Source organism: Streptomyces sp. NPDC057010, assembly GCF_042673805.1.
In the GTDB taxonomy this organism is placed as follows: Bacteria; Actinomycetota; Actinomycetes; order Streptomycetales; family Streptomycetaceae; genus Streptomyces.
In genome coordinates, this window is sequence record NZ_JBHUSC010000007.1 from 17,172 (window position 1) to 40,277 (window position 23,106).

13 protein-coding genes are annotated in these 23,106 nt (G+C 73.5%); 7 read left to right on the plus strand and 6 right to left on the minus strand.

All coding sequences use genetic code 11. The features are described 5' to 3' along the window. Window positions 1–2: 2 nt before the first annotated feature. Window positions 3–1,676, minus strand: a complete 1,674-nt coding sequence (locus tag ACFTXQ_RS10220; protein WP_382637991.1) for a cytochrome bc complex cytochrome b subunit — start codon at window positions 1,674–1,676, stop codon at window positions 3–5. A gap of 123 nt (window positions 1,677–1,799) precedes the next feature. After that, on the minus strand, window positions 1,800–2,900 hold the full coding sequence (locus ACFTXQ_RS10225) for a hypothetical protein (RefSeq protein ID WP_382637993.1): 1,101 nt from the start codon (window positions 2,898–2,900) through the stop codon (window positions 1,800–1,802). A gap of 117 nt (window positions 2,901–3,017) precedes the next feature. Between ACFTXQ_RS10225 and ACFTXQ_RS10230 the strand changes: the two genes are divergently transcribed. Both ACFTXQ_RS10230 and ACFTXQ_RS10235 read left to right on the plus strand, forming a co-directional pair. Continuing rightward, window positions 3,018–3,230: a DUF5988 family protein gene (locus tag ACFTXQ_RS10230; protein WP_382637996.1), complete on the plus strand. Its 213-nt coding sequence runs from the start codon at window positions 3,018–3,020 to the stop codon at window positions 3,228–3,230. A gap of 88 nt (window positions 3,231–3,318) precedes the next feature. After that, window positions 3,319–4,764, plus strand: a complete 1,446-nt coding sequence (locus ACFTXQ_RS10235) for a glyceraldehyde-3-phosphate dehydrogenase (RefSeq protein ID WP_382637999.1) — start codon at window positions 3,319–3,321, stop codon at window positions 4,762–4,764. An 82-nt stretch (window positions 4,765–4,846) separates the two neighbouring features. Here the strand turns inward: ACFTXQ_RS10235 and ACFTXQ_RS10240 are convergent, their stop codons facing one another. Further along, window positions 4,847–8,296, minus strand: coding sequence for an Ig-like domain-containing protein (locus tag ACFTXQ_RS10240; RefSeq protein ID WP_382638002.1), 3,450 nt, complete (start codon window positions 8,294–8,296; stop codon window positions 4,847–4,849). A gap of 254 nt (window positions 8,297–8,550) precedes the next feature. Next, complete coding sequence (locus ACFTXQ_RS10245) at window positions 8,551–9,615, minus strand: DUF2235 domain-containing protein (RefSeq protein WP_382638004.1); 1,065 nt, start codon at window positions 9,613–9,615, stop codon at window positions 8,551–8,553. An 89-nt stretch (window positions 9,616–9,704) separates the two neighbouring features. Between ACFTXQ_RS10245 and ACFTXQ_RS10250 the strand changes: the two genes are divergently transcribed. The 4 genes from ACFTXQ_RS10250 to ACFTXQ_RS10265 all read left to right on the plus strand — a co-directional run bounded on the left by ACFTXQ_RS10250 (window position 9,705) and on the right by ACFTXQ_RS10265 (window position 15,325). Then, window positions 9,705–10,883 (plus strand): caspase family protein, encoded by a 1,179-nt coding sequence (locus tag ACFTXQ_RS10250; RefSeq protein ID WP_382638006.1) that lies wholly within the window; start codon window positions 9,705–9,707, stop codon window positions 10,881–10,883. Continuing rightward, on the plus strand, window positions 10,880–12,163 hold the full coding sequence (locus ACFTXQ_RS10255; RefSeq protein ID WP_382638008.1) for a hypothetical protein: 1,284 nt from the start codon (window positions 10,880–10,882) through the stop codon (window positions 12,161–12,163). The genes ACFTXQ_RS10250 and ACFTXQ_RS10255 overlap by 4 nt, the downstream gene beginning before the upstream one ends. Continuing rightward, window positions 12,163–13,203: a ComEC/Rec2 family competence protein gene (locus ACFTXQ_RS10260; RefSeq protein ID WP_382638011.1), complete on the plus strand. Its 1,041-nt coding sequence runs from the start codon at window positions 12,163–12,165 to the stop codon at window positions 13,201–13,203. The genes ACFTXQ_RS10255 and ACFTXQ_RS10260 overlap by 1 nt, the downstream gene beginning before the upstream one ends. A gap of 61 nt (window positions 13,204–13,264) precedes the next feature. Continuing rightward, window positions 13,265–15,325 carry an FUSC family protein gene (locus ACFTXQ_RS10265; protein WP_382638014.1) on the plus strand — a complete coding sequence of 687 codons (2,061 nt, stop codon included), beginning with the start codon at window positions 13,265–13,267 and terminating at the stop codon, window positions 15,323–15,325. Here ACFTXQ_RS10265 and ACFTXQ_RS10270 read toward each other — a convergent pair. Together ACFTXQ_RS10270 and ACFTXQ_RS10275 are read right to left on the minus strand one after the other, a co-directional pair. After that, window positions 15,322–16,275: an FAD binding domain-containing protein gene (locus ACFTXQ_RS10270; protein WP_382638016.1), complete on the minus strand. Its 954-nt coding sequence runs from the start codon at window positions 16,273–16,275 to the stop codon at window positions 15,322–15,324. The two genes, ACFTXQ_RS10265 and ACFTXQ_RS10270, sit on opposite strands and share 4 nt — an antisense overlap. Then, complete coding sequence (locus ACFTXQ_RS10275; protein WP_382638019.1) at window positions 16,272–18,842, minus strand: molybdopterin-dependent oxidoreductase; 2,571 nt, start codon at window positions 18,840–18,842, stop codon at window positions 16,272–16,274. Before ACFTXQ_RS10275 ends, ACFTXQ_RS10270 begins: the two co-directional genes overlap by 4 nt. Window positions 18,843–19,103: 261 nt before the next feature. Between ACFTXQ_RS10275 and ACFTXQ_RS10280 the strand changes: the two genes are divergently transcribed. Further along, window positions 19,104–23,093 (plus strand): Pls/PosA family non-ribosomal peptide synthetase, encoded by a 3,990-nt coding sequence (locus tag ACFTXQ_RS10280; protein ID WP_382638022.1) that lies wholly within the window; start codon window positions 19,104–19,106, stop codon window positions 23,091–23,093. Window positions 23,094–23,106 lie beyond the last annotated feature (13 nt).

Consider the following 23,106-nt stretch of genomic DNA (forward strand, 5'->3'; position numbering starts at 1 on the left):
GATCAGCCCCCGGAGCGGGAATCGGATCCGGACCTGGTCTCCTCCTCCTGCCCCGTCCACCGCGGAGCCGCCAGGATCTGCGCGACCTGCCCGCGGTGCGCCTGCGTCATCGGCGGCACCAGCCGGTCGCGGTAGTACCACCGGCTCAGCGCCACCCGCAGCCGCCCGGCCGCGCGCCGCACCCCCTGCGAGGCTTCCGCCGGATCCGGAAGGACGGGCTCCGGGACCGCGTGCACGAGCAGCACGTGCCGCTGCGCGCCCTCCAGCGGCCGGTGCGACGGGCGGTAGCCGCCCTCGACCGTCTGGCGCACCTCGTCCGTCTCCACACCGTGCTCCAGCGCTTCGATGTCCCCGCGCTGGAGGGCGAGGCAGACGCGCCGGGTGAGCCAGAAGGCGCCGAGCGGTACGAGCACCAGGGCGCACCGCAGGGTCCAGGTGATGGCCTGGACGCTGATCTCGGAGATGAAGGCGAGCAGGTCCTGCGCGCCCGCCAGCAGCAGGACCGCGTAGGCCGAGAGCACCGCCACGCCCAGGGCCGTGCGGACCGGCCGGTGCCGCGGCCGGTCGCACAGGTGCTGCTCCTGCCCGCCCGGGGTGATCCAGCGCTCTAAGAAGGGGTACGCGTACAGGCCCGTGAAGAGCACACCGGGCAGGACGACGCCGGGCACCAGCGGGTTCCACATCAGCGTGTGGCCCCACAGCCGGGTCTCGACCCCGGGCATCAGCCGCAGCGCCCCCTCCAGGAAGCCCACGTACCAGTCGGGCTGTGCGCCGGTGGAGACCACGTCCGTCCGGTAGGGGCCGTACGCCCAGACCGGGTTGATCTGCGCCAGCCCGCCGAGCACGCCGAGCACCCCGGCCACCATGAAGAACAGGCCGGCCGACTTGGCCGTGTACTGCGCGAAGAACGGCTTGCCGACGACGTTGCGGCCGGTCCTGCCGGGGCCCGGCCACTGGGTGTGCTTCAGGTGGACGACCAGCAGGAGGTGGAGCGTCACCAGTCCGACGAGCAGGCCGGGGACGAGGAGGATGTGCACCGGATACAGCCGGGACACGATGTCCTCGCCCGGATACTCGCCGCCGAAGACGAAGAAGCTGAGGTAGGTGCCGGCGACGGGCACCGACAGCATGATCCCCTGCGCCGTGCGCAGCCCGGTCCCCGACAGCAGGTCGTCGGGCAGCGAGTAGCCGGCGAAGCCCTCGATCAGGGCGAGGAGGAACATGGTCAGCCCGACCGTCCAGTTGACCTCGCGCGGCCGGCGGAAGGCCCCGGTGAAGAAGATCCGCAGCAGGTGCACGGCGATGGCCGCGACGAACACCAGTGCCGCCCAGTGGTGCATCTGGCGCAGCAGCAGGCCGCCCCGGACGTCGAAGCTGATCCGCAGCGTGCTGGCGTAGGCCTGCGAGACCCGCAGGCCGCGCAGCGGGCCGTACGCGCCCTCGTACGGCACGTCACCCATCGACGGCTGGAAGAAGAAGGCCAGGTAGGTGCCCGTCAGCAGCAGCACGATCAGGCTGTAGAGCGCGATCTCGCCGAGCAGGAAGGACCAGTGGTCCGGGAACGCCTTGCGGACGCCGCCCTTCGCGAGCTCCGCGAGCGGCAGCCGGGCATCGAGCGCCGAGGCGGCGCGGCGCACCCGGTCCGCCGCGCGCGCTGTCTCCTTCGCCGGTGGCACCCTCTCCACGCCTTCCCGCCGCGGGTCGCCGACCGCCCCGGGCGCTGGGCCCACGGGTGTCCGGCCTGTGCGACCGAGCATGCCGCGTGCGGCGCCCGCTCCCGGGGAGGCGCGCAGCGGAGGTCACTCGGGGACGGTGTACCGCAGGAGCACGGCGACGCCGTCCTCCAGGGGAAGCTCCTCCTCGGGCACGGCGACCAGCTCGGCCTGCGTGCCGGCCGCGGCCCGGATCAGGGCGGCTCCGGGGGCCGGCTCCTCCCAGTAGTAGTTCAGGCCGAAGGCGTTCAGGTCCTCGCCGGACAGGGCCAGCTGGGTGGGCGCCGTGCCCACCCACAGGTGCCGGGAGAACCGCACCGGCCGGTTGAGGATCAGGGTCCGGGCCTGCCCGCGCTGGAAGGCGGCGACGGTGGCGGCGAGTCCCTCGACGTACTCCGGGTGCCGGGCGTGCTGGCCCAGGTAGGCGTCCAGCTGGTGCCGGTCGTGTTCCGAGAGCCTGCCCTCGAACAGCAGGCCGAGCTCCTCCTCCATGAGGGCCCGGCCGGGCTCCGGGCGCCGGTAGTGGCCGTCCTTGAGTTTGACGAAGTTGCCGAGCAGCTTCTTCGGGGCCGACCGCATCAGGCTGTTCACGGTCCACGGATCACCGGCGAGCACGACCAGCTCCAGGGCCTCGGCGCGCACGGCGGCCACCAGCTCGGCGAGGAGCTGCTCGGCCTCCTTGGGCCAGCCCTCGACCGGTATCCGGCGGTGGAGGCGTGCTCCGGGCGCGACCCGGCTCATCGGCCACCGGCCGGTCTCGAAGTCCAGCTGGAGCTCCTCATCGCCGCCCGCGGCCTCGGCCAGGTGCACCCGGCGGACGGCGAGCGCGGCGTACGGGATGTCCGGGCCGCGCTGGAGGGCGAGCGCCAGGGCGTCGGGCAGCATCCCGAACCGGGCGCTGTCGCGCTCGGGCGGGTCGGGCAGCCGCTCCGCCAGGACGAGGCTCCCGTGCGCCGCGAAGACCGCCAGGCCGTGCCGCCCGGCCACCTCGCGGTCGCTGCCGACCGCGGCCTCCAGCGCCGCGACCGTGGCCTCGTCGGCGTCGTGGGCGAGCAGGCTGCGGCGCAGCCTGCGCCAGCGCAGGTCCAGGGCCCGGTCGGGTTCGTCGATGTCCCGGGAGGTGTCGAGGCAGACCGAGGCGACGGGGCCGGGGTGGGCGTACAGCGGGCCCAGGAACTGCAGCTTCACGGCGTCCTCCCGGGGTGCGGACCGGGACTCTCGCTGACCGCCTGCCCGCTCCACGGCCGGCCGAACCACCGCGGCCTCCGACGTGCGGGGCGTGCGGCGGGCGGGAAGACTGGAGCCATGGCGAACAAGGTGGCGAACAAGGCGGCACTGGTGGGCGGCCCGGACGACCTGACCGAGCGGATCGTGCCCGTGGACGCTCCGGGAGAAGACCTGAAGATCCCCCACCGCGGCGGATACGAGCACTTCAAGGCCACCCCACGCCACCAGGACGGCCCCGAGGGCCCGCTCCCGGTCTACGAGTGGTGGGAACGTACGGAGATCGCCGAGTAGCCTCCGCGCGACGGTCGGCCCCCCGCTGGGAGGGCCCGAAAAGCGGCGGGTTAGCATATGAGCACCGCCTAGCTCGAAAGATAAACCTGTGACTGTCATTGAGGACTCGTTCAGCAGCTGGAAAAACCGCGAAGAGATCGCGGAGTCGATGATCCCGATCATCGGGAAGCTGCACCGGGAGCGGGACGTCACGGTCCTGCTTCACAGCCGCTCGCTGGTGAACAAGTCGGTGGTCAGCATCCTCAAGACCCACCGATTCGCCCGGCAGATCGACGGTGAGGAGCTCTCGGTCACCGAGACCCTGCCGTTCCTGCAGGCTCTCACCGCGCTCGATCTCGGCCCTTCGCAGATCGACATCGGCATGCTCGCCGCGACGTACAAGAGCGACGGCCGCGGTCTCTCGGTGGAGGAGTTCACCGCCGGGGCCGTCGCCGGCGCCACCGGGGCCAACAAGATCGAGCGCAGCGAGGGCCGCGACGTCGTCCTGTACGGCTTCGGCCGCATCGGCCGCCTCGTCGCCCGCCTCCTCATCGAGAAGGCCGGCTCCGGCAACGGTCTGCGCCTGCGCGCCATCGTCGTCCGCGGTGGCGGCGACCAGGACCTCGTGAAGCGCGCCTCGCTGCTGCGCCGCGACTCCATCCACGGCCAGTTCCAGGGCACCATCACCGTCGACGAGGCGAACAGCACGATCGTCGCCAACGGCAACGAGATCCGGGTGATCTACGCCAACGACCCGTCCGAGGTCGACTACACGGCGTACGGCATCAAGGACGCCATCCTCATCGACAACACGGGCAAGTGGCGCGACCGCGAGGGCCTGTCGAAGCACCTGCGCCCCGGCATCGACAAGGTCGTCCTGACCGCGCCCGGCAAGGGCGACGTCCCGAACATCGTGCACGGCGTCAACCACGACACGATCAAGCCGGACGAGCAGATCCTCTCCTGCGCCTCCTGCACCACCAACGCGATCGTCCCGCCGCTGAAGGCGATGGCGGACGAGTACGGCGTGCTGCGCGGCCACGTGGAGACCGTCCACTCGTTCACCAACGACCAGAACCTGCTGGACAACTACCACAAGGCCGACCGCCGCGGCCGTTCCGCGCCGCTCAACATGGTGATCACCGAGACCGGTGCCGCCTCGGCCGTCGCCAAGGCGCTGCCCGAGCTGAAGGCTCCGATCACCGGCAGCTCGATCCGCGTCCCCGTCCCGGACGTCTCGATCGCGATCCTCAGCCTGCGCCTGGGCCGCGAGACCACCCGCGAGGAGGTCCTCGACTACCTCCGCAACGTGTCGCTGCACTCGCCGCTGAAGCGCCAGATCGACTTCACGACCGCCCCCGACGCCGTCTCCATGGACTTCGTCGGCTCGCGCCACTCCTCGATCGTGGACGCCGGCGCCACCAAGGTCGACGGCGACAACGCGATCCTGTACCTCTGGTACGACAACGAGTTCGGCTACTCCTGCCAGGTCATCCGCGTCGTCCAGCACGTCTCCGGCGTGGAGTACCCGACCTACCCGGTTCCGGCGGTCTGACCTCCGCGCACCGGCTGACGTCACGCACAGCGCACCGCGCCCCGCCCCGGTCATCCGGGGCGGGGCGCGGTGCGTCGTCGTCCTACGGCTGCTGCTTCTTGGGCTTGGCCTTGCCCTCGGGCTTGTGGTGACCGCCCTCGGCGTGGCCCGGCTCCCCGTTGTCGAGTGTGGTGCCCTCGATGTCCGTGAAGTCGATGCGCGTCCTGGCCTGGGTCGTCTCCGGGTACGTGACGAAGACCGATCCCTGGCCCGACTTGTCCCCGTACTCCTCGAACAGCTCGGCCTGAGGCGAGCCGCCGCGCACGATCAGCTCGTCGCCCTTGGCCGGATGGACCGCGGACGGCGGACCCCCGTCCACCCACAGCTGGGCGCTGACCGTGTCCAGGACGGTCAGGTCCACCGTGTCCTGGCCGCCGCGCGAGAGGATCCCGATCCGCTCGGTCTCGCCGGTGGCGATCCGCAGGCCGAGCAGCGGCGACAGCGTCAATGACGGGCCGCGCAGCATCGGCAGGGCCTCGACCCGCAGCGTCGTGAACCGGTCCACGATGCCGCGGATCCTGTCCTGCCGCGTGGTCCCCACGATGGTGACCTCGTCGTCGCCGCCGTCGGGGCTGACCTGCACGTCACCCACCACGTGGGAGAAGTTCAGCACCTGGGCGGAGTTCGAGCGGGTCAGCCGGCCGCTGTCGGAGCCGGTCGGGGTGAAGGTCAGCTGCTCGTCGGCCGCCCCGCCCCGCACGCTCACGCCGTGACCGTTCGCGTCGAGGTTCACCACGGGGATCCCGCGGATGCCGACGAAGCCGCCCGGGATGCCCGGGTAGCCCGTGACGGTCTCCTGGCCCACGTCGACCAGGAGGTTCCCCGTCGCGCCCATGAGGGTGAGCGAGTGCTGGGCGATGGTCACCCCGAGGGACGGCGACGCCGGGCTCACGTTGCCGGCGAGGTCCTCCAGCAGCACGGCGAAGTCGTACCTGCCGTCGTTGAGCGCCGAGCTGGTGACCTCGTACTCACCGCCCGCGGTGACGGTGTCCTTGCCGACCACGGACGGGCCCGGGGCCCCGGCCGGGTCGGCGGTCAGCCGCACCAGTGCGTTGGGCTCGACCCGCGAACCCTGGAAGGCGGGCTTGGGGATCGTCGTGATGTTGTCGATGTCGTTGCCGCCGGTGTCGCTCGACGACAGCAGGTCCGGAGCGGCCGGGCGGGCCGGCGCCGTGGTGTCCAGCGTGATCAGCAGCCGGTGCGCGCTCTCCGCGCCCGCGCCGACGACGTGGAGCACGCCGGCGAGCCGCGGGTCGTCGGACGGGTCGACGATCACCACCTCGGCGGTGATGTGGTTCTCCCCCTCCACCAGCACGGGGTCCAGGACGATCCGGTACAGCCCCGGCTTGGTGGCCGGATTCACCGGCTGGGCGAAGCCGACGCGCTCCCCGTCCCGCTTGACCGCCACCTTGTAGCCGGGGGTGTCGTCGGCGAGCGTCGCCGTGGCGTTCTGCGGCGACAGCGGGATGCCGGCCGCCCGCAGCTCCGCGTCGTCGACCCGGAGGAAGAGCTCCGGTCCTGCGGTCCTGGTGACGTCGTCGTTGTCGAAGCGGCCCGTGTCGGACTCGCGCTTGAGGTCGAGGCCGAAGGGTTCGGGCGCCGCCCGGTTGACGACGGTGAGGTCGTAGGTGGCCTGCGGCGGGTCGGTCGGCGAGGCGTCGCCCGGCGCGGTGGGGTCCGAGACGCCGGCGTCGCTGACCGCGACGAAGTACGGCTCGTCCTTGACGACCGGGATCGCGAGCCGGCTCGTCGAGCTGCCCGGCCTGGTCGTGGCGACGGTCCCGGTGGCGACCTTGTTGCCGAACTTGTCGTACGCGCGGACCTGGAGCCCGGAGATCACCTCGTTGAAGTCGATCTCGGCCTGGAGGTGCCCGGTGTGGCGCGGCTCGATCCGGAAGAAGTCGACGTCGGTCGCGCTGTGCAGGGTCAGCCGCGGCTTGGTGACCCTGTTGTTCGCGCCGATCGCGGTGGCCACGGCGGTGTCGATCGACTCGTTCGGCTCGAAGGCGTCGGGGAAGGCCCCGAGCAGCGAGAACGTGTCGTAGTAGGTGCTCTGCGCCCCCAGCGCCGGGGTCGTGGGGGTCGGCGGTGTGGCGTTGCCGGTCCAGCTCGCGTAGCCGATCCCGTCGACGGCCCACACGCCGTTGTACTCGCCGATGCGCGTGGTCAGCTGCGGGGAGGCGGTCACGGTGCCACAGTTCGGGTTGTTCCCGAACCGGCACCGGGCGTTGAGGTCCGGGTCGAAGGGGGCGTCGCTGATCCTGAAGTCCTGCGCCCAGGTCGCGCCGCCGTCGCGGCTGGCCGTCCCGTAGAGGTCGAGCAGGAAGTTGTTGCCCGCGTTCCGCCGGCCGCCGCGGGTGTCGTACCAGTGGGCGACGATGTTCCCGTCCTGGTCGATGTGCGCGGTGGGCATCACGGCGAGGGTCTGGCCGGGCCCGTGGTCGACCCTGGTCGGCGCGGCGAAGGTGGCACCGTTGTCCGTGGAACGGGCGATGCGGACGTCGCCGTCGTCGCCGTTCCCGAAGTTGTTGTTCGGGTCGTCGTTGGCGACGACGTAGACGTTGCCGGGCAGGCCGGGGTCGGGCAGCACCCAGGGCTGCATCGAGCCCTGGAGCCAGAAGTCGGTCCCCGGGATGTCACCGGTGCCGTCCTGCACGTTGCAGGTGACGGTCGCCGCTCCCGCCGCGAACGCCGTGGTCCGCTGCTGCACGGTGCCGCCGGCGAAGTCGGCGCCGCCGGAGCCGTCGCGCAGGACCTGCACGGTGCCCTGGTTGGCCGCTCCGTCGGTGCCCTCGTTGCAGATGTTGGCGTGGTAGGCCACGTAGAGGTCGCCGTTCGCGCCGACGGCGGCGTGGGAGGGCCAGGGGTTTCCGTCCGCGGCCACGGAAAGGACGCTCGGCGTCGACCAGTTCACGCCACCGTTCACGGAGCGGGAGAACTGGATCTGCCACGACGGTGCGCCGAGGTGCGTCCACACGACGTAGAGGTTGTCCCGGTAGGGGCTGGTGGGGTTGGAGTCGGCCACCAGCCAGGGCTTGTCGTGGTTGCTCGGGCTGTTCCCGCTCACCTGGACGGGGGTGTAGGTCTGGTTCCCCGGGGTCGTCAGGTCGTTGATCCGGGCGACGCCCACCCCGAACCGGTTCGCGGTGGTGTTGAAGCTGGAGGAGAGGTGGGTGACGAACAGGCGGCCCTGCGAGTCGAAGGCGAGGGTCGGGTCGCCGAAGCACGGGACGGTCGTCGTCCGCGTGATCGGGAAGGCGTCCTTGCCGAAGTTGTTGTCGATGCGGACCGTGCATCCCCGCATGACGGCGACCTGTGACGGTCTGCGGGGGTTGGCCACCGCGTTGTGCGGCTCGAAGCCGGTGTTGTCGACCACCCGGTCGTCGCCCGCCCAGGCGGGTGTCGCCGCCTCGACGAACACGAGCGACTGCAGTACGAGGAGAATACTGCCGACAATGGTGAGGGCGCGCCGCTGGACCCGGTTGCTCAGCATGCACCCCCCTCTCTGATTCCGCTCATCCCTCTCCTTCCGGCCCGGCCGCCGACGGGTGCACCGGGGCGGCCCGCTCATCTCGCGAGAGGACTGTGGCAGCGCGCCGCCGCTCCACCCGGGGAACCCATGACCGAGTCACGGGAATTCACCAAGATCCTCGCCAGAACCACCCGTCCGGAGGACCGCTGCCGCACCGGCGCCGCGCATGCGAACGCCGAGGTCGATGACGACCTCGGCGTCAGCCGGTCAGCCGGTCAGCCGGCGCTCGGGTGCGGGGTCAGCCAGTCCTTGTCCGCCCAGACCACCCCGGCCGGGATCCGCTGCCCGTACCCGGCGTCGTCCTCGACGCGCAGCCGTACGGTCTCGTGCACCCGGGCGCCGTCGGGGACGCGGCGGCGCCGGTAGGTGAGCAGGGCCCAGACGGCGCCCATCCGGTGGACCGTGCCGAGCGCGTGGGCGGGGCCGAGCGTGAGGTGGTCCGCGTACGCCCCGTCCTTGAGGAGCAGGCCGGAGTCGAGGGCGCCGTCCACGATCCACTTGAGGGTCACGGCGGGCAGCTTCGGGTCGTCCTCGAACGTGCCGCCCACGTCGGAGTGGACCCCGGCGAACCAGACCTCGTCGATCACCGGGCCCGCCGCCCCCGCTTCCTCCGGGGGCAGGACCAGGTACTCCTCGTACGGCCGGCGCTTCTCGTCGATGGAGACGGCGTGGCGGACCCGGCCGACGTTGGGGATCCGCCGGGTGAAGAGCCAGCGCAGGTTCCAGCGCAGCACCCCGGCGGCCTTCACCGAGTCCCACACGCCCATGAAGTGGACGGGGATGCCGGTCCGTTCGTCGACCTTCCTGCTGAACGACCCTGCGAAGTGGTGCAGTTGCTTCCAGTCGTCGGGGCTCCAGTCCCGGTTCTTGGCGTAGACGGCGATGGCGTACGGGACGAGGTTCTCGGAGCCCGGACGGAGCAGGCCGACCGCCTTGAGCAGCCCCGCGAGGGCACGTGCGGTGTACGCGCCCCGGCTGAAGCCGAAGAGGAGGATCCGGTCGCCCGGCTCGTAATGGTGCATCAGATACGTGTAGGCCTCGGCGAGGTTCGCCTTGAGCCCCGAGCCGAAGGCCAGCCCGAAGAGCCTGGAGAGCTTGCGGGCCGGGAGCGACCAGGCGCCCGCGGCCGAGAAGGTGCCGACGCCGGGGTCGTAGTAGGCGATCTGCGCGGTGGGGTCGCGGAGGTCGAGCATCTCGTAGAGCTTGACGACGTTGGTGTTGCCGCGGGCCTTGAGCTGATTGCCCGTCCCGTCCAGGCACACCACGATGTTCTTGCCCATCACGGTCTCCGAGGGACATACGTCATATTCATTCCTATACTAGGAGCAAAGCCTCCCACCGGCCTGCCGGTGCGTCACGCGGAGGTGCCATGGCCGGTTTCACGGTGCACCTGGACGAGAACGCGGGGCCGGCCTCCACGCACGCGCTCGTCATCGGGGTCGGTGCCTACACGCATCTGGACGGCGGCCCGTCGCCCACGGACCACCCGGGCGCCGTGGGAATGCGGCAGCTGTCCTCACCACCTCTCTCGGCGCGCGCGTTCGCGACGTGGATGATCGACGAGTACAACGACAAGGGCAGACCGCTGGGAAGTCTGGCACTCCTGCTGAGCGAGGCGGCGCCCGCCCCCTTCGTCCACCCGAAGACGCAGGCCGCGCGTGTGGTGGAAAGCGCAACCATCGACAACATCGTGGACGCCGTCACCGAGTGGATGGACCGGGGCGACCACGCCGAGGCCCGGCTGGTCTTCTACTTCTGCGGCCACGGCGTCTCGCTGGGAACCGACTCCTCCCTCCTGGCGGCGGACATGTTCGCCGACCGCAACAGCCCCCTGAACGGCGCCCTGCACTTCGAGGCGCTGGTGCGGGGCCTCAACAACTGCCGCGCCGCCCAGCAGGTCTTCTTCGTCGACGCCTGCCGGCAGGGCTCCGACACCCTCGTCAACACGGTGGGCCGGGACACCCTCGGGCGGGTCGTCGTCGGCGGGAACCTGCGGCCCGCCGGTTTCGAGCCGCGCAAACACGCCGTCCTTTACGCGACCCTGCTCGGCACGGAGGCCGTCGCACGCGCCGGCGGGGTCAGCCTCTTCACCGACGCCCTGCTGCGGAGCCTCGACGGCTCCGGGAGCGAGAACACGGAGGAGGGCGTGTGGCGTGTGACCACCCTCAACCTGCTGCGCTCGACCGTCCGCTTCATGCAGGAGCCCTCGTTCGCGGGCACCCTCGTGAACGCCTCGACCCCGGTCAGCAGCGAATCGTTCGACTTCGACCTCCACGAGCTGCGGGGCGACCCGCTCGTCCCGGTGTACATCGGCTGCGACGACCCCCAGGACAACGCGCGCGCCGCGTTCGCCTGCCGCCGCGACGACCTGGAGCCGCTGCGGCGGCCGGCGCCCGAACCCGGCGAGGAACCAGACCTCGGCGAGTGGGCACCGTTCCTGGCGTTCGGCGAGTACACGGTCGAGGCCGTCCTGGGCCCCGACGACCTGCGCAGCAAGAGGCTCGACGCCCGCCCGCCGTTCTTCCGCGTCCGACTGGCCAGGCCATGAGCACCGCACTCGCCGTCAGGCTCCTCCTCTCCTCCTCGCCCACGGGGGAGTCCAACGAGGCGGTGATCGTCGGTGACATCCTCTCGGCCGACCTGAAGGGCGAGAGCCGGCGCAACATCCTCATCCCCTGCGGGATTTCGCCCCGCCCCGCGGCCTACTCCGTGACGCCCGGCCGCTACCTCGTGTCGGCGACCCTGCCGTCCGGGCTGGTCCTGACGGAGGACGCCGTGGCGGTGGCGGGCGAGGAGACCCCGGTGGACTTCGTGATGACGGATTCGCCGTACGAGACGCACTCCTGGCAGTACCTCATGGGCAACATCGAGTCGGAAAGGGTCTACCGCAGCCCCGCCGAGGTCCCGCTCGCCGAGTCCGTCGCCTCACGGTCCATGGTCGCCCCGGCTCCCTCCGCCGGGGCGGAGGCGGAGGTGGACCTGACCGCGCTCGCCACCTGGATCGGCGACGCCGCGCCCGCGAGCTGCACCTTCGCATCGGTACTGGAGCTGGGGGAGGGCCCGCCGGACGGGTCGGTCGCCGGCCGCATCGCCCGGGGCGAGCCCCTCGTCCTTCCGCAGCCCGACGTACACGGCGAGGCGGTCGCGCCGCTCTACCGCTTCGGCCCGGCCGGCCCCGTCGGGATCCCCGGCGAGCCGCCCGGCGAGCGGCAGTTCCTGGTCGTCGAGGCCGCCGGATCCGTACGCCTGGTCACCCTCCCGCTGCCCTGGGGCGACACCGAGGTCGAAGTCCTGGTCAACCTGCGGCAGAGCCCGACCGGCAGCGCCGTCGCCATCGCCGTCCGCGACCCGGGGGTCGGCGCGGGGCTCGCGTACATGTCCCAGGGCGCTCTGGACATGGCGGCCCGGCTCTTCACCGATGTCGAGGCGATGCTCTACTCCAAGTTCGAGAACCCGCTCGCGGCGGCGGCCGGGGCCTACGTCCTCATCGGCACCGACCACACGAGGGGCGAGACGTACTGGGACCCGTGGCTGGAGCGGCTGGCCGACTCCTTCCCCCGGCTCAGCGACGGGGCGATCCTGCGGGCGGTGCGCCTGCTGCGCCGCGCCTCCCCGGACCTGCGGCGGGCCCGGGACGGGCTGATCGAGGCCTTCGAGCGCGGCATCCCGTTCTACGCGCTCGGGCTCGTCTGGCTCGTCGACGGGCTCTCCGCCTTCCCCGACGACCCCGAGTGCGCACGCCGCCTCGACGAGGTACGCCGCGTGTCCTGGCTGGCCGACATGCGCCAGCCGTTCCTCATCCTCGACCTGCGGCAAAGGAGCACGTGATGATCCGGCTCAGGATGCTGCCCGCGGAGGACGGCGACTGCCTGCTCCTCGAATACGGCAACGGCGACTTCACCCGGCGGATCCTCTTCGACGGCGGACGGCACGGCACCTACGAGCGGATCAAGCCGGTGCTCGCCGACCTGGGCGGCCTGATCGACGTACTCGTGGTGACCCACGTCGACCAGGACCACATCCTCGGCGCGCTCGCGCTCCTCGAAGACCTCGACCGGACGGTGGACTTCGGGGACGTGTGGTTCAACGGCTTCGACCACCTCCACGACCGCGAGATCTTCGGCGCCGTGGAAGGGGAGAAGGTCACCACCGCCCTGATGACCCAGCACCTGCCCTGGAACAAGGCCTTCCAGGGCCGCAGCATCGAAGTGGACCACGAACTGACCTGGTTCGACGACGGATCCACGATGGAGGTCCTCGCGCCGGACCGCCGCCTCCTCGAATCGCTGATCCCCACGTGGAAGGCGAAGTGCGAGCAGGCCGGGCTGATCCCCGGAGTGGACCCCCTGGAGAGGGGGCTCGCGCCCGGCATCGAACACTTCGGCGCGCTCGACATCGACGCGCTGGCCGCAACGCCGTTCAAGCGGGACGGCTCCCCGACGAACCCGACCAGCATCGGCCTGCTGTTCGAGTTCGAGGGCACCCGGATCGTCTTCACCGGCGACGCCGACGACCCGCGCCTGGTGGCCTCCATCCGGCCGCGCGCCGAGGCCGAGGGCGGCCGGCTGCGGATCGACGCCCTGAAGGTCGCCCACCACGGCAGCTCCAAGAACCTCTCCAACGACCTCCTCGGCCTCCTCGACTGCGGCCGCTACCTGATCTCCACCAACGGGAAGGTCCACGGCCACCCGGACGACGTCGCCATCGCCCGGATCCTCAAGAACGGCGGGGCCACCAAGGACCTCGTCTTCAACTACCGCGACCGGGCGGCGAACTGGGACCTCGGCAGCCTGAAGGAGGAGTTCGGCTACCGCGTGCTGAAGCCCGAACCGGCCGCCGAGGACGGCTTTGTCACCGTCGAGTTCTGACCACCGGCCCCGGCGCCGGATCCCCGCGGCCTACGTCGCCACCGGGCGCCGGGCGGTGCGGGTGACGCTCGTCGGCGCCGCCGGGTTCTACCTGTTCCTCTACGGGTTCGGCTCGGCCACCGGCGCGACGTACGCGCTGTTCTCCGCCGTGGCCCTGGCCGGACTCTCCCGGATCCCCGGCACGGGACCGCAGCGGGCCGCCCTGGTGCTGCGGCTCCTGCCGGTGTGCTGGCTGCTGGTCGTGGCCGGCACGTACCTGTCGGTGCGGACCTGGAGCGCGGTCACCGGCATGCTGGTCGTCGGCTTCGCGCTGGCCTTCGCCGCCGTCGGCGGGCCGCGCCCGGCCGGAGCCGGGCCGGGGCTGCAACTGCTGTACATCCTGCCGTCGTTCCCGCCGTACGATCCGGGCTCCCTGGGCGAGCGGCTGACCGGCACGACCGTCGGGCTCGCGCTGCTCGTCCTGGCCGAGCGGTACCTCTTCCCCGAACCGCCGACGACGCCCTACCGGGAACTCGCTGCCCGCGCCGCACAGACCGCAGGGCGCTGCGCCCGGGAGCTGGCCGGACCGCCCTACGCGCCCTCGGACGCCACGCTCCGGGCGGCGCGCGACGCGGGCACCCGCCTGCGGCCGCTGACGGTGCCCGAGGCGGACCGGCCGGCCGGGCCGACCGTGCGCGAGCGGGCGCTGGCGCACACGGGTCTGGCCATGCGCACCCTGCTGAGCCGCCTGTCCGTGCTCCCCGGAGCGCCCGGGGGCGGCGGCTCGGACGTGCTGCGCGGCGTGGAGCGGCTCGCGGAGCGTACCGCCGAGGTGCTCCGGCAGCGGACCGGCGGACCTCCCGGGGACGCGTACGAGGACCTCGCCGGGGCCCGCGCCCGGCTGGCCGGAGCCGACCCGGAGGCCGCCCCGGCGGTGCTGCGGCGGCAGGCGGCCCTCCTGGAGGTCGCCGACGCCGCGCTCGTGACGGCGACGGCCGCCGACCTGGCCGTGCGGGGCCGCGCCGCGGCACCGGACGCGCCCTCCGCACGGTTCTGGTACGCGCGGATGAGGACCCCGCGCCTGTGGTGGCACCGGATCCAGGGGCACGCCGGACAGCGGTCCGTCCTCTTCCAGAACGCGGTGCGGATCGCCCTCGCGCTGGCGGCGGTCCGGCTGGTCTCCGGAGTGGACACGCTCCCGCACGGGTTCTGGGCGATGCTGGCGACCCTGAGCCTGACGCGGACCACCGTCGGCGAGACCTGGAGCACGGTCCGGGTGGCGCTGGCCGGCACGTTCGTCGGCGCACTGGTGACCGCGGGGCTGCTGACGCTGGCGGGCTCCGACACCGTGGTGTACGCCGCCGTACTGCCGCTGTGGATGCTCTTCTCGTTCACGGTCGGGCCGGTCAGAGGGGTCGGGTGGGCGCAGGGACTGTTCACCGTGCTGGTGGCGCTGGTGTTCGCGCAGTTGGCACCGGCGAGCTGGCGGCTGGCCGGGCTCCGGATGCTGGACGTGCTGATCGGCAGTGCGATCGGCGCCGTGTTCGGTCTCCTGGCCTGGCCCCGGGGCGCGCACGACGAACTGGGACGCGCGACGGCTGGGCTGCTGCGCAGGGCGGCGGAGATCGTGGTCGCGACGAGCACCTCGGTGGCGGCCGGCGGCGTGCGGGACGAGGCCGCCGGTGTTCCGGGGCACCGGTCGCTGCGGCACGCGCTGATCCTGGCGGAGTCGGCGTACGCGCAGTTCCAGAGCGAGCCGGCCCGCTTCGGGGACGGCGGCCGGCCACGCCGCGGGACCGACTGGCAGGCGGCACTGATGACCGGTCACCACACGCTGTGGGGAGCGGACCGGCTGCTCGCGCCGCCCGAGCGGGGGCGGGCCTTCGTCCCCGCGCTGAGCCGGGAAGCGGCCGCGCGCACGACCCGGCTCGGGGACCGGGTGGCCGGGCGGATGCTGCTCGTGTCGGCGCGGCTGGACCCCGGCGGGGACACCCCGGAGGCACCGCTTCCGCTGCGGGACCCGGCGTTCGACGGATCCGCGGCGCCCCCGGACGGCGCGCCGCGGCGGTACCACGCGACGGTGTCGTGGCTGGACTCCCTGATGACCGACCTGGAGCGGATCACGGCCGCGGACACCTCCTAGGGGGCGCCCGCGGCCTGCTCCAGGACTTCGAGGACGGTGTCGCGGAACAGGGTCGCCTTGTAGCCGGTCTGCGGCAGCGGCCGGCAGCGGTCGAGGACCGTCGCGGCCGCTTCCGCGAGGAGCCCGGGGGTGGCCTCGCGCCCGATCAGGACGGCCTCCACCTCCGTCAGCCGCAGCGGGACGCGCGCCACCCCGCCCGCGGCCACGGCGGCGTGGGTGACCGTGGCCCCGTCGAACGCGAGCCGTGCCGTGGCCTCCACCAGCGGCCATTCGGCGTGGGCGCGGCTGGTGGCCCGGTGGCAGGCGGCGCGCTCGCCGGGCAGGGGAGCGGGCAGCCGGATCGCGGTGAGGATGCGGTCGGGCGGCAGCAGGTGGTCGGCGCGGTGGAGCCGGTCGCCGTCGCCGTACAAGTCGGCGACACTGCGCGGGGATTCGCCGTGGACCTCGGCCTCGGCGTCGTAGGCGAGCAGGGCCATGGCGAGGGTGGACGGATGCGGGGCGATGCACGGCCCGTCCCCGCTGACGACCCCGAAGTGGTGGTCGCCCGTGCGCGCCGGACAGTCGGAGCCGCCCTTCTGCAGGCAGCTGACATGCGGATTGCGGAAGTACCAACAGCGGTTGCGCTGCAGCAGGTTGCCGCCCAGGGTGCCGGCCGCGCGGATCTGCGGGGTGGCCGCGGTCCCGGCCGAGAGCGCCAGGGCCGGCCAGCCGGCGCGCACCTGCGGGTCGGAGGCCAGCGAGGCGAGGGAGGTCAGGGCGCCGATCCGCAGCCCGCCGCCCGGCAGCGGGCTGGTGCCGCGCAGGTGGCCGGCGCCGCCCAGGTCGGTGAACGGGCCCGGGGAGATGCCGCTGCGCTGCCGGGCCGTGGTGTCGGTGCCGCCGGCGCGCAGCTCCCCGCCCCGGGTCAGGACGGCGGCCGACAGGTCGGTGAGGGCGGGCTCGGTGCTCAACGGCGCAGTCCTTCCAGGAGCCGGTCGGGCCGGATGGGCATGTCGTACGGGCGCCAGCCGGTGGCGTCGTGGACCGCGTTGGCCAGGCACGCCGCGGTCGGCAGGGTCGCCACCTCGCCGAGCCCGACACCGCCGCCGGGCACGTGCTCGAAGCCCTCCTGGTGGAAGTGGACGGTGATCTCGGGGGTGTCGCCGATGCCGGGAACGCGGTAGTCCTCCAGGTTCTCCGTCAGCACCCGCCCGGTGGCCGGGTCGGTGCGCCGCTCCTCGTACAGCGCGTAGCCGATGCCCTGGACGACCGCGCCCTCGCACTGGCTGCGCGCCAGCCGGTCCTCGTGGATGCGGCCCGCGGCGATGCCGCTCCACACGCGCAGCGGACGGATCCGGCCGAGCCGGGTGTCCACCTCGACCTCGGCGACCTGCACCGAGCCGGTGAAACCACGGCCGACCGACACACCGCCCATCGTGAAGGGGGTCACGAAGCCCCGGCGGTCACGGGGGCGCCGGCCTGTCACCCGTACGCCGTCCGCCGCTTCCAGCCGGGCGGCGACGTCCACGCCGGGGCCGCCGAGCGCGCCGCGCAGCCGCTCGGCGGCGTCCGCCGCTGCGGGCACCAGGGAGGGCGTGGTGCGGCTGCCGCCGGAGGTGGGACCGTGCACGGTGTCGCTCCGGCCGACCTCGGCGATCACCCGCCCCTCGGGCAGGCCGAGCGCGTCGGCGACGGCCCGGCGCAGCACGGTCCGCGAGCCCGTCCCCATGTCCTGCACGGCGCAGCGGGCGACGACGATCCCGTCCTCGACGGTGAGTTCGACCTCGGTGACGGGATCGAGGAAGTACAGCCAGTTGCCCGCCGCGACGCCGACGCCGCGGCGCAGCCGCCCGGTCCCGCCCCGCGGGCCCGACCAGACCGGCAGCGCGGCCGCCCAGTCGTACAGGGCGTGCCGCTTGGGGTTGCCGTCCCAGCGGCGGCGCAGGGCGATCGGGTCCTGGCCGAGCCGGTGGGCCATCTCGTCGACGGCCTGCTCCAGCGCCCAGCACAGCGTGGGCCCGCCCGGGCCGCGGAAGGGGGCGCCCGGCGGCCGGTTGGTGAGCGTGTCGAAGTCGCGGAGCCGGCGCGGGGCCTTGCCGTACACGAACCGGGCCAGCGCCGCCACAGTGCCGCCCACCGAGACCCCGCCGTCGCTGTCCGCGTCCATGGCCAGCGCGCTCAGGCCGCCGTCCGCGTCCGCGGCCATCGCCAGCCGGATCCGGCTGCCCGGCCGGTATCCGCCGTCGGTGAGCTCCTCGTCCCGGTCCAACACCACCCGCACCGGCGCACCGTGCATCCGCGCCAGTTCCACCGCCGCGACCACGTCCGAGGTCAGCCCCATCTTGCAGCCGAAACCGCCGCCCACGTGGACGGCCCTGGCCACCACCCGGTCGGCGGGCACGCCGAACCGCTCGGCGGCCTCCTCGGCCACCTGCCGCACCGACTGCGTGGACACCTCCAGGTGCAGGGTGCCGTCGACCCAATGGGCCAGGCAGGCGTGCGGTTCGAGCGGGGTGTGGGTCTGCGCGGCGGTCGTGAACTCGCCCTCGACCACCCGTTCGGGGGTGCGGACCCGGGCCTCGCTGATCCGGCGCACGGCCGTGGCGGGGCGTTTGCTCATGGCGGTCGGGCCCCGCAGGTTGCCGCGCCAGCGGGTGGGCAGCAGCTGGGGGGTCTCACCGGAACCCGGTGCCCGCTTGCGGGCCGCCTTGTCCTCGTACACCAACGGGCCCTGCCCGGTGCGGGCCTGCGCCGCGTCGAGCGCCGCCGGCAGCACCTCGTAGTCCACCCTGACCCGCTGCGCGGCCGCCCGTGCGGCGGCCCGGTCCGGCCCCGCGACCGCGGCCACCGGCTGCCCGACGTAGCGCACCACCCCGTCGGGAGGCAGCAGCGGCACCAGCGGGACGTCCCCGGCCTCCAGGGAGCGGACGTGCGCGTGCGCGTGCGGCGAGCGGATGAGGATCCCCTCCAGCGTTCCCTCGGGCCGCACGTCCGTCGTGTACCGGGCCGAGCCGTCGGCCTTCTCCGGGGCCTCGGTGCGCGGGACCGCCCGTGCGTCCGTACCGCCCGGCGCCCCGTCGTAGTCGCCCGCGCAGGCCGCGGCCACCGCGCTGAAGATCCGCTCGTACGCGCCGCAGCGGCACAGGTGGCCCGCCAGCGCGTCCGCGATCTGCTCCCGGCCGGGCGGTGTGCGGCCGTGCGCGGCCCGCCACCGCTCGAAGAAGGCCGCCGCCTCGACCACGAACCCCGGTGTGCAGTAGCCGCACTGGAGGGCGTCCTCGCCGGCGAAGGCGCGCGCCACCGGATGGCCGGCCAGGCCCTCCACCGTCGTCACCCGCCGTCCGGCCAGGCCCACCGCGGGAGTCAGGCAGGACACCCGGGGCTCGCCGTCGACCTGGATGGTGCAGGCCCCGCAGACCCCGCCCGCGCAGACCAGCTTGGTGCCGGTCAGGCCCAGCCGGTCGCGCACCACCTCCACGGCGGCCGGGTCGTCGTCCACGTCCACCGTGCGCTGGGCGCCATTGACCTCGAACTCCACGAGACGTACTCCTCAACCGTGGGTGGCGACCGCCGGGCCTCGCGCTCACCTTCTCGGTCCTTGATATCCCGCTCCCGGCACCGGCGCAGTTCGACGCGCGGCCCTTTACCGCTCCTTACCGGCCACACGCAAGGCTTCAGCGAGAAAAACCCTGATGCCCCATTAGGCTGGTGGGTTGTTCGGCGCCGGACCGGAACAACCTGGGCAGACCCGGGCCCCGCCGGCGCCCCGGACCTTTCCGGGAGCGACACGTGAGGGCCGATGGCAGCCACACCTGAGCACGGTGAACTCACTCTGGTCGACGACACCGTGCCCGGCGGCGGGAGCGTGTCCGACGGGGGCGAGGGGTACGAGGAGTCCGGCAAGTCCGCCCGGTTCACCGCCGGGCCCGCCGCACCGGCGCGCACCCTCGTCGACGTCCTGGAGGCCTCCGTACGGGCGTACCCCGACGAGCTGGCCCTGGACGACGGCACCGAGCAGCTGACCTACCGGGCGCTGGCCGCCGAGGTCGAGCGCCGGCGGCGCGCCCTCGCGGCCGCCGGGGTGGGGCTCGGCGACCGGGTCGGCGTACGCGTGCCGTCCGGGACCAACGAGCTGTACGCGGGCATCCTCGCGGTGCTCGCCGCGGGCGCCGCCTACGTGCCCGTCGACGCCGAGGACCCCGACGAGCGCGCCGAGCTGGTCTTCGGCGAGGCCGGGGTGCGTGCGGTGCTGGGCGCCGGACAGCGCATCCAGGCAGGCGCGGCCCCGGGGGCCGCCGGACCGGCCGCCGCCACCGCGGCGACCGGAGCCGCCCCCGCCGAGGACCGGCCCGCCGCGCGGCGGCCGGACCCCGAGCACGACGCCTGGATCATCTTCACCTCCGGCTCCACCGGCAAGCCCAAGGGCGTCGCCGTCAGCCACCGCAGCGCCGCCGCCTTCGTGGACGCCGAGGCCGAACTCTTCCTCGCCGAGGAGCCGATCGGCCCCGGCGACCGGGTCATGGCCGGGCTGTCCGTCGCCTTCGACGCCTCCTGCGAGGAGATGTGGCTGGCCTGGCGCCACGGCGCCTGCCTGGTCCCCGTCCCCCGCGCCCAGGTGCGCAGCGGCGCCGACCTCGGCCCCTGGCTGGTGGACCAGGAGATCACCGTCGTCTCCACCGTGCCGACGCTGGCCGCGCTGTGGGAGCCCGAGGCGCTCAACGAGGTCCGGCTGCTGATCTTCGGCGGCGAGGCCTGCCCGCCCGAGCTGGCCCAGCGCCTGGTCACCGAGGGCCGCGAGGTCTGGAACACCTACGGCCCCACCGAGGCCACCGTCGTCGCCTGCGCCTCCCTCCTCACCGGTGAGGAACCCATCCGCATCGGCCTCCCGCTGAACGGCTGGGAACTGGCCGTGGTCGACGAGTCGGGCGAGCCGGTGCCGATGGGCGGCAGCGGCCAGCTCGTGATCGGCGGCGTCGGGCTGGCCCGCTACCTCGACCCCGAGAAGGACGCCGAGAAGTACGCCCCGCTCGCATCACTCGGCTGGGAGCGCGCCTACCGCAGCGGCGACCTCGTACGCGCCGAACCGGAGGGGCTGGTCTTCCTCGGCCGCGGCGACGAGCAGATCAAGCTCGGCGGGCGCCGCATCGAACTGGGCGAGGTGGACGCGGCCCTCCAGGCCCTGCCCGGCGTCGCCGGCGCGGCAGCGGCCGTCCGCACCGCCCGCGGCGGCAACCAGCTGCTCGTCGGCTACCTCGTCACCCAGGAGGGCTGGGACCGGGCGGCCGCCGCCCGGCGGCTGCGCGCCGAACTGCCCGCCGCCCTCGTACCGCTGCTCGCGCCCGTCGACGAGCTGCCGACCCGCACCTCCGGCAAGGTCGACCGCGACGCGCTGCCCTGGCCCCTGCCCGACCTGGAGGCCACCGGCCCCGCCGAGCAGCTGTACGGCACCGAGGCCTGGCTCGCCGAGCAGTGGAGCGAGACCCTCGGCGTGGCCGTCACCGGCGCCGCCGACGACTTCTTCGCGATCGGCGGCAACAGCCTCGCCGCCGCACAGCTCACCACGCGGCTGCGCACCCGCTACCCGAGCGCGGCCGTACTCGACATCTACCAGCAGCCCACCCTGCGCAAGCTGGCCCGGCGGCTGGAGAAGTCCGCGCAGGACGACGGCGCCGCCCGGACCGTCGCCCCGGTTCCCTTCCGGTCCCAGGCCGTCCAGGCGCTCCTGCTGCTCCCGCTGTTCACCCTGGTGGGACTGCGCTGGACGGTGGCACTGCTCGCCCTCGGCAACGTCCTCCACCGGTTCGGGCCCTACCCGTGGGCGCCGACCGCCTCCTGGTGGCTCGTCGCCGCCGGTGCGGTGCTGCTCTTCAGCCCGCCCGGCCGCCTCGCGATCGCGGCCGGCGGCGCCCGCCTGCTGCTGCGCGGCGTGACGCCGGGCCGCTACCCGCGCGGCGGCAGCGTGCACCTGCGGCTGTGGACCGCCGAGCGGCTGGCCGAGTACACCGGGGCGACCTCGCTCACCGGCTCCTGGCTGGAACGCTACGCCCGCGCCCTCGGAGCCAAGGTCGGCCCCGAGGTCGACCTGCACTCCCTGCCCCCGGTCACCGGCATGCTCAAACTCGGCCGGGGCTGCGCCGTCGAGTCCGAGGTGGACCTCTCGGGACACTGGCTGGACGGGGACCGGCTGGAGATCGGCCCGGTCAAGGTCGGTGCGGGCGCGGTGGTCGGCACCCGCAGCATGCTCTTCCCCGGCGCCCGGGTCGGCAAGCGGGCCGAGGTCGCCCCCGGTTCCGCCGTGGCCGGACAGATCCCCACCGGCCAGCGCTGGGCCGGCGCACCCGCCGTCAAACTCGGCAGGGCCAAGCACAACCGGCCCAAGGAGCGCCCGCCGCGCGGGATGTGGTGGCGGGCCATGTACGGCGCGACCGGCTTCTGCCTGACCGCGCTGCCGGTGCTCGCGGCCCTGCCCGCCCTGCTCGTGGTGAGCCGGTTCGTGCCCGCCGACGCGGGGTTCGCCCGGGCGCTGGGCGGAGCGCTGCTCGCCGTGGTGCCGGGGGCGCTCGCCTTCGGGTTCGCGTACGCGTTACTGCTGCTGGTCTCCGTACGCCTGCTCAGTCTCGGTCTGCGCACGGGAATCCACCCGACGCACAGCCGGGTCGGCTGGCAGGCCTGGACGGTCACCCAGCTGATGGACCTGTCCCGGGAGACGCTCTTCCCGCTGTACGCCGGCCTGATCACCCCGGTGTGGCTGCGGCTGCTCGGCATGAAGATCGGCCGGGGCGCGGAGGTGTCCACCGTGCTCGCGCTGCCGAGCCTCACCACCATCGGCGAGGGGGCCTTCCTCGCCGACGACACCCTGACCGCCCCCTACGAACTGGGCGGCGGCTGGATAAGGATCGGCCCCTCCGAGATCGGCCGGCGCGCCTTCCTCGGGAACTCCGGAATGACCGCGCCGGGCCGTACCGTGCCGGACGACGGACTGGTCGGCGTGCTGTCCGCCACGCCGAAGAAGGCCAAGAAGGGCAGCTCCTACCTGGGCCTGCCGCCGGTCCGGCTGCCGCGCTCCGCCGCGAACGCCGACCGGAGCCGCACCTACGACCCGCCCGCGCACCTGCTGTGGGCGCGCGGGCTGGTGGAACTGTGCCGCCTCGTCCCTGTGTTCTGCTCGGCCGCCCTGGCCGTACTGACCGTGGCCGCGCTCTGCGCGCCGGCCACGGCGGGCGGCCCGGGGATCTGGGGCACCGCACTGCTTTCCGGAGCCGTCCTGCTCACGGCCGGCGCGGCCGCGTGCGTGGTCGCGGTCGCCGCGAAGTGGCTGCTGGTGGGCCGGCACGGGGCGGGGGAGCACCCGCTGTGGAGCGGATTCGTGTGGCGCAACGAACTGGCCGACACCTTCGTCGAGGTACTGGCCGTGCCGTGGCTGGTCGGCGCGGTCCCCGGGACACCGCTCATGACCCTGTGGCTGCGCGGGCTCGGCGCCCGGATCGGCCGGGGCGTGTGGTGCGAGAGCTACTGGCTGCCCGAGACGGACCTGGTGGTGCTGGGCGACGCGGTCAGCGTCAACCGCGGCTGTGTGTTGCAGACCCACCTCTTCCACGACCGGATCTTGAGGACGGATACTGTGGTCCTCCGCGAGGGCGCCACCCTGGGCCCGGGCGGAATCGTCCTGCCCGGGAGCACGGTCGGGGCCCGCAGCACACTGGGGCCGGCCTCCCTGGTGATGGCCGGGGAGTCCGTCCCCGCCGACACCCGCTGGCTGGGCAATCCGATCGAGGCGTGGCGGTCCTGACGGGGCCAGAACG

What these genes read in the sequence shown, in the direction of transcription:
- ACFTXQ_RS10255 (WP_382638008.1), top strand. Translation starts at nt 10,880, where the DNA reads ATGAGCACCGCACTCGCCGTCAGGCTCCTCCTCTCCTCCTCGCCCACG.
- ACFTXQ_RS10240 (WP_382638002.1), bottom strand. Translation starts at nt 8,296, where the DNA reads ATGCTGAGCAACCGGGTCCAGCGGCGCGCCCTCACCATTGTCGGCAGT.
- ACFTXQ_RS10245 (WP_382638004.1), bottom strand. Translation starts at nt 9,615, where the DNA reads ATGGGCAAGAACATCGTGGTGTGCCTGGACGGGACGGGCAATCAGCTC.
- ACFTXQ_RS10280 (WP_382638022.1), top strand. Translation starts at nt 19,104, where the DNA reads ATGGCAGCCACACCTGAGCACGGTGAACTCACTCTGGTCGACGACACC.
- ACFTXQ_RS10260 (WP_382638011.1), top strand. Translation starts at nt 12,163, where the DNA reads ATGATCCGGCTCAGGATGCTGCCCGCGGAGGACGGCGACTGCCTGCTC.
- ACFTXQ_RS10230 (WP_382637996.1), top strand. Translation starts at nt 3,018, where the DNA reads ATGGCGAACAAGGTGGCGAACAAGGCGGCACTGGTGGGCGGCCCGGAC.
- ACFTXQ_RS10250 (WP_382638006.1), top strand. Translation starts at nt 9,705, where the DNA reads ATGGCCGGTTTCACGGTGCACCTGGACGAGAACGCGGGGCCGGCCTCC.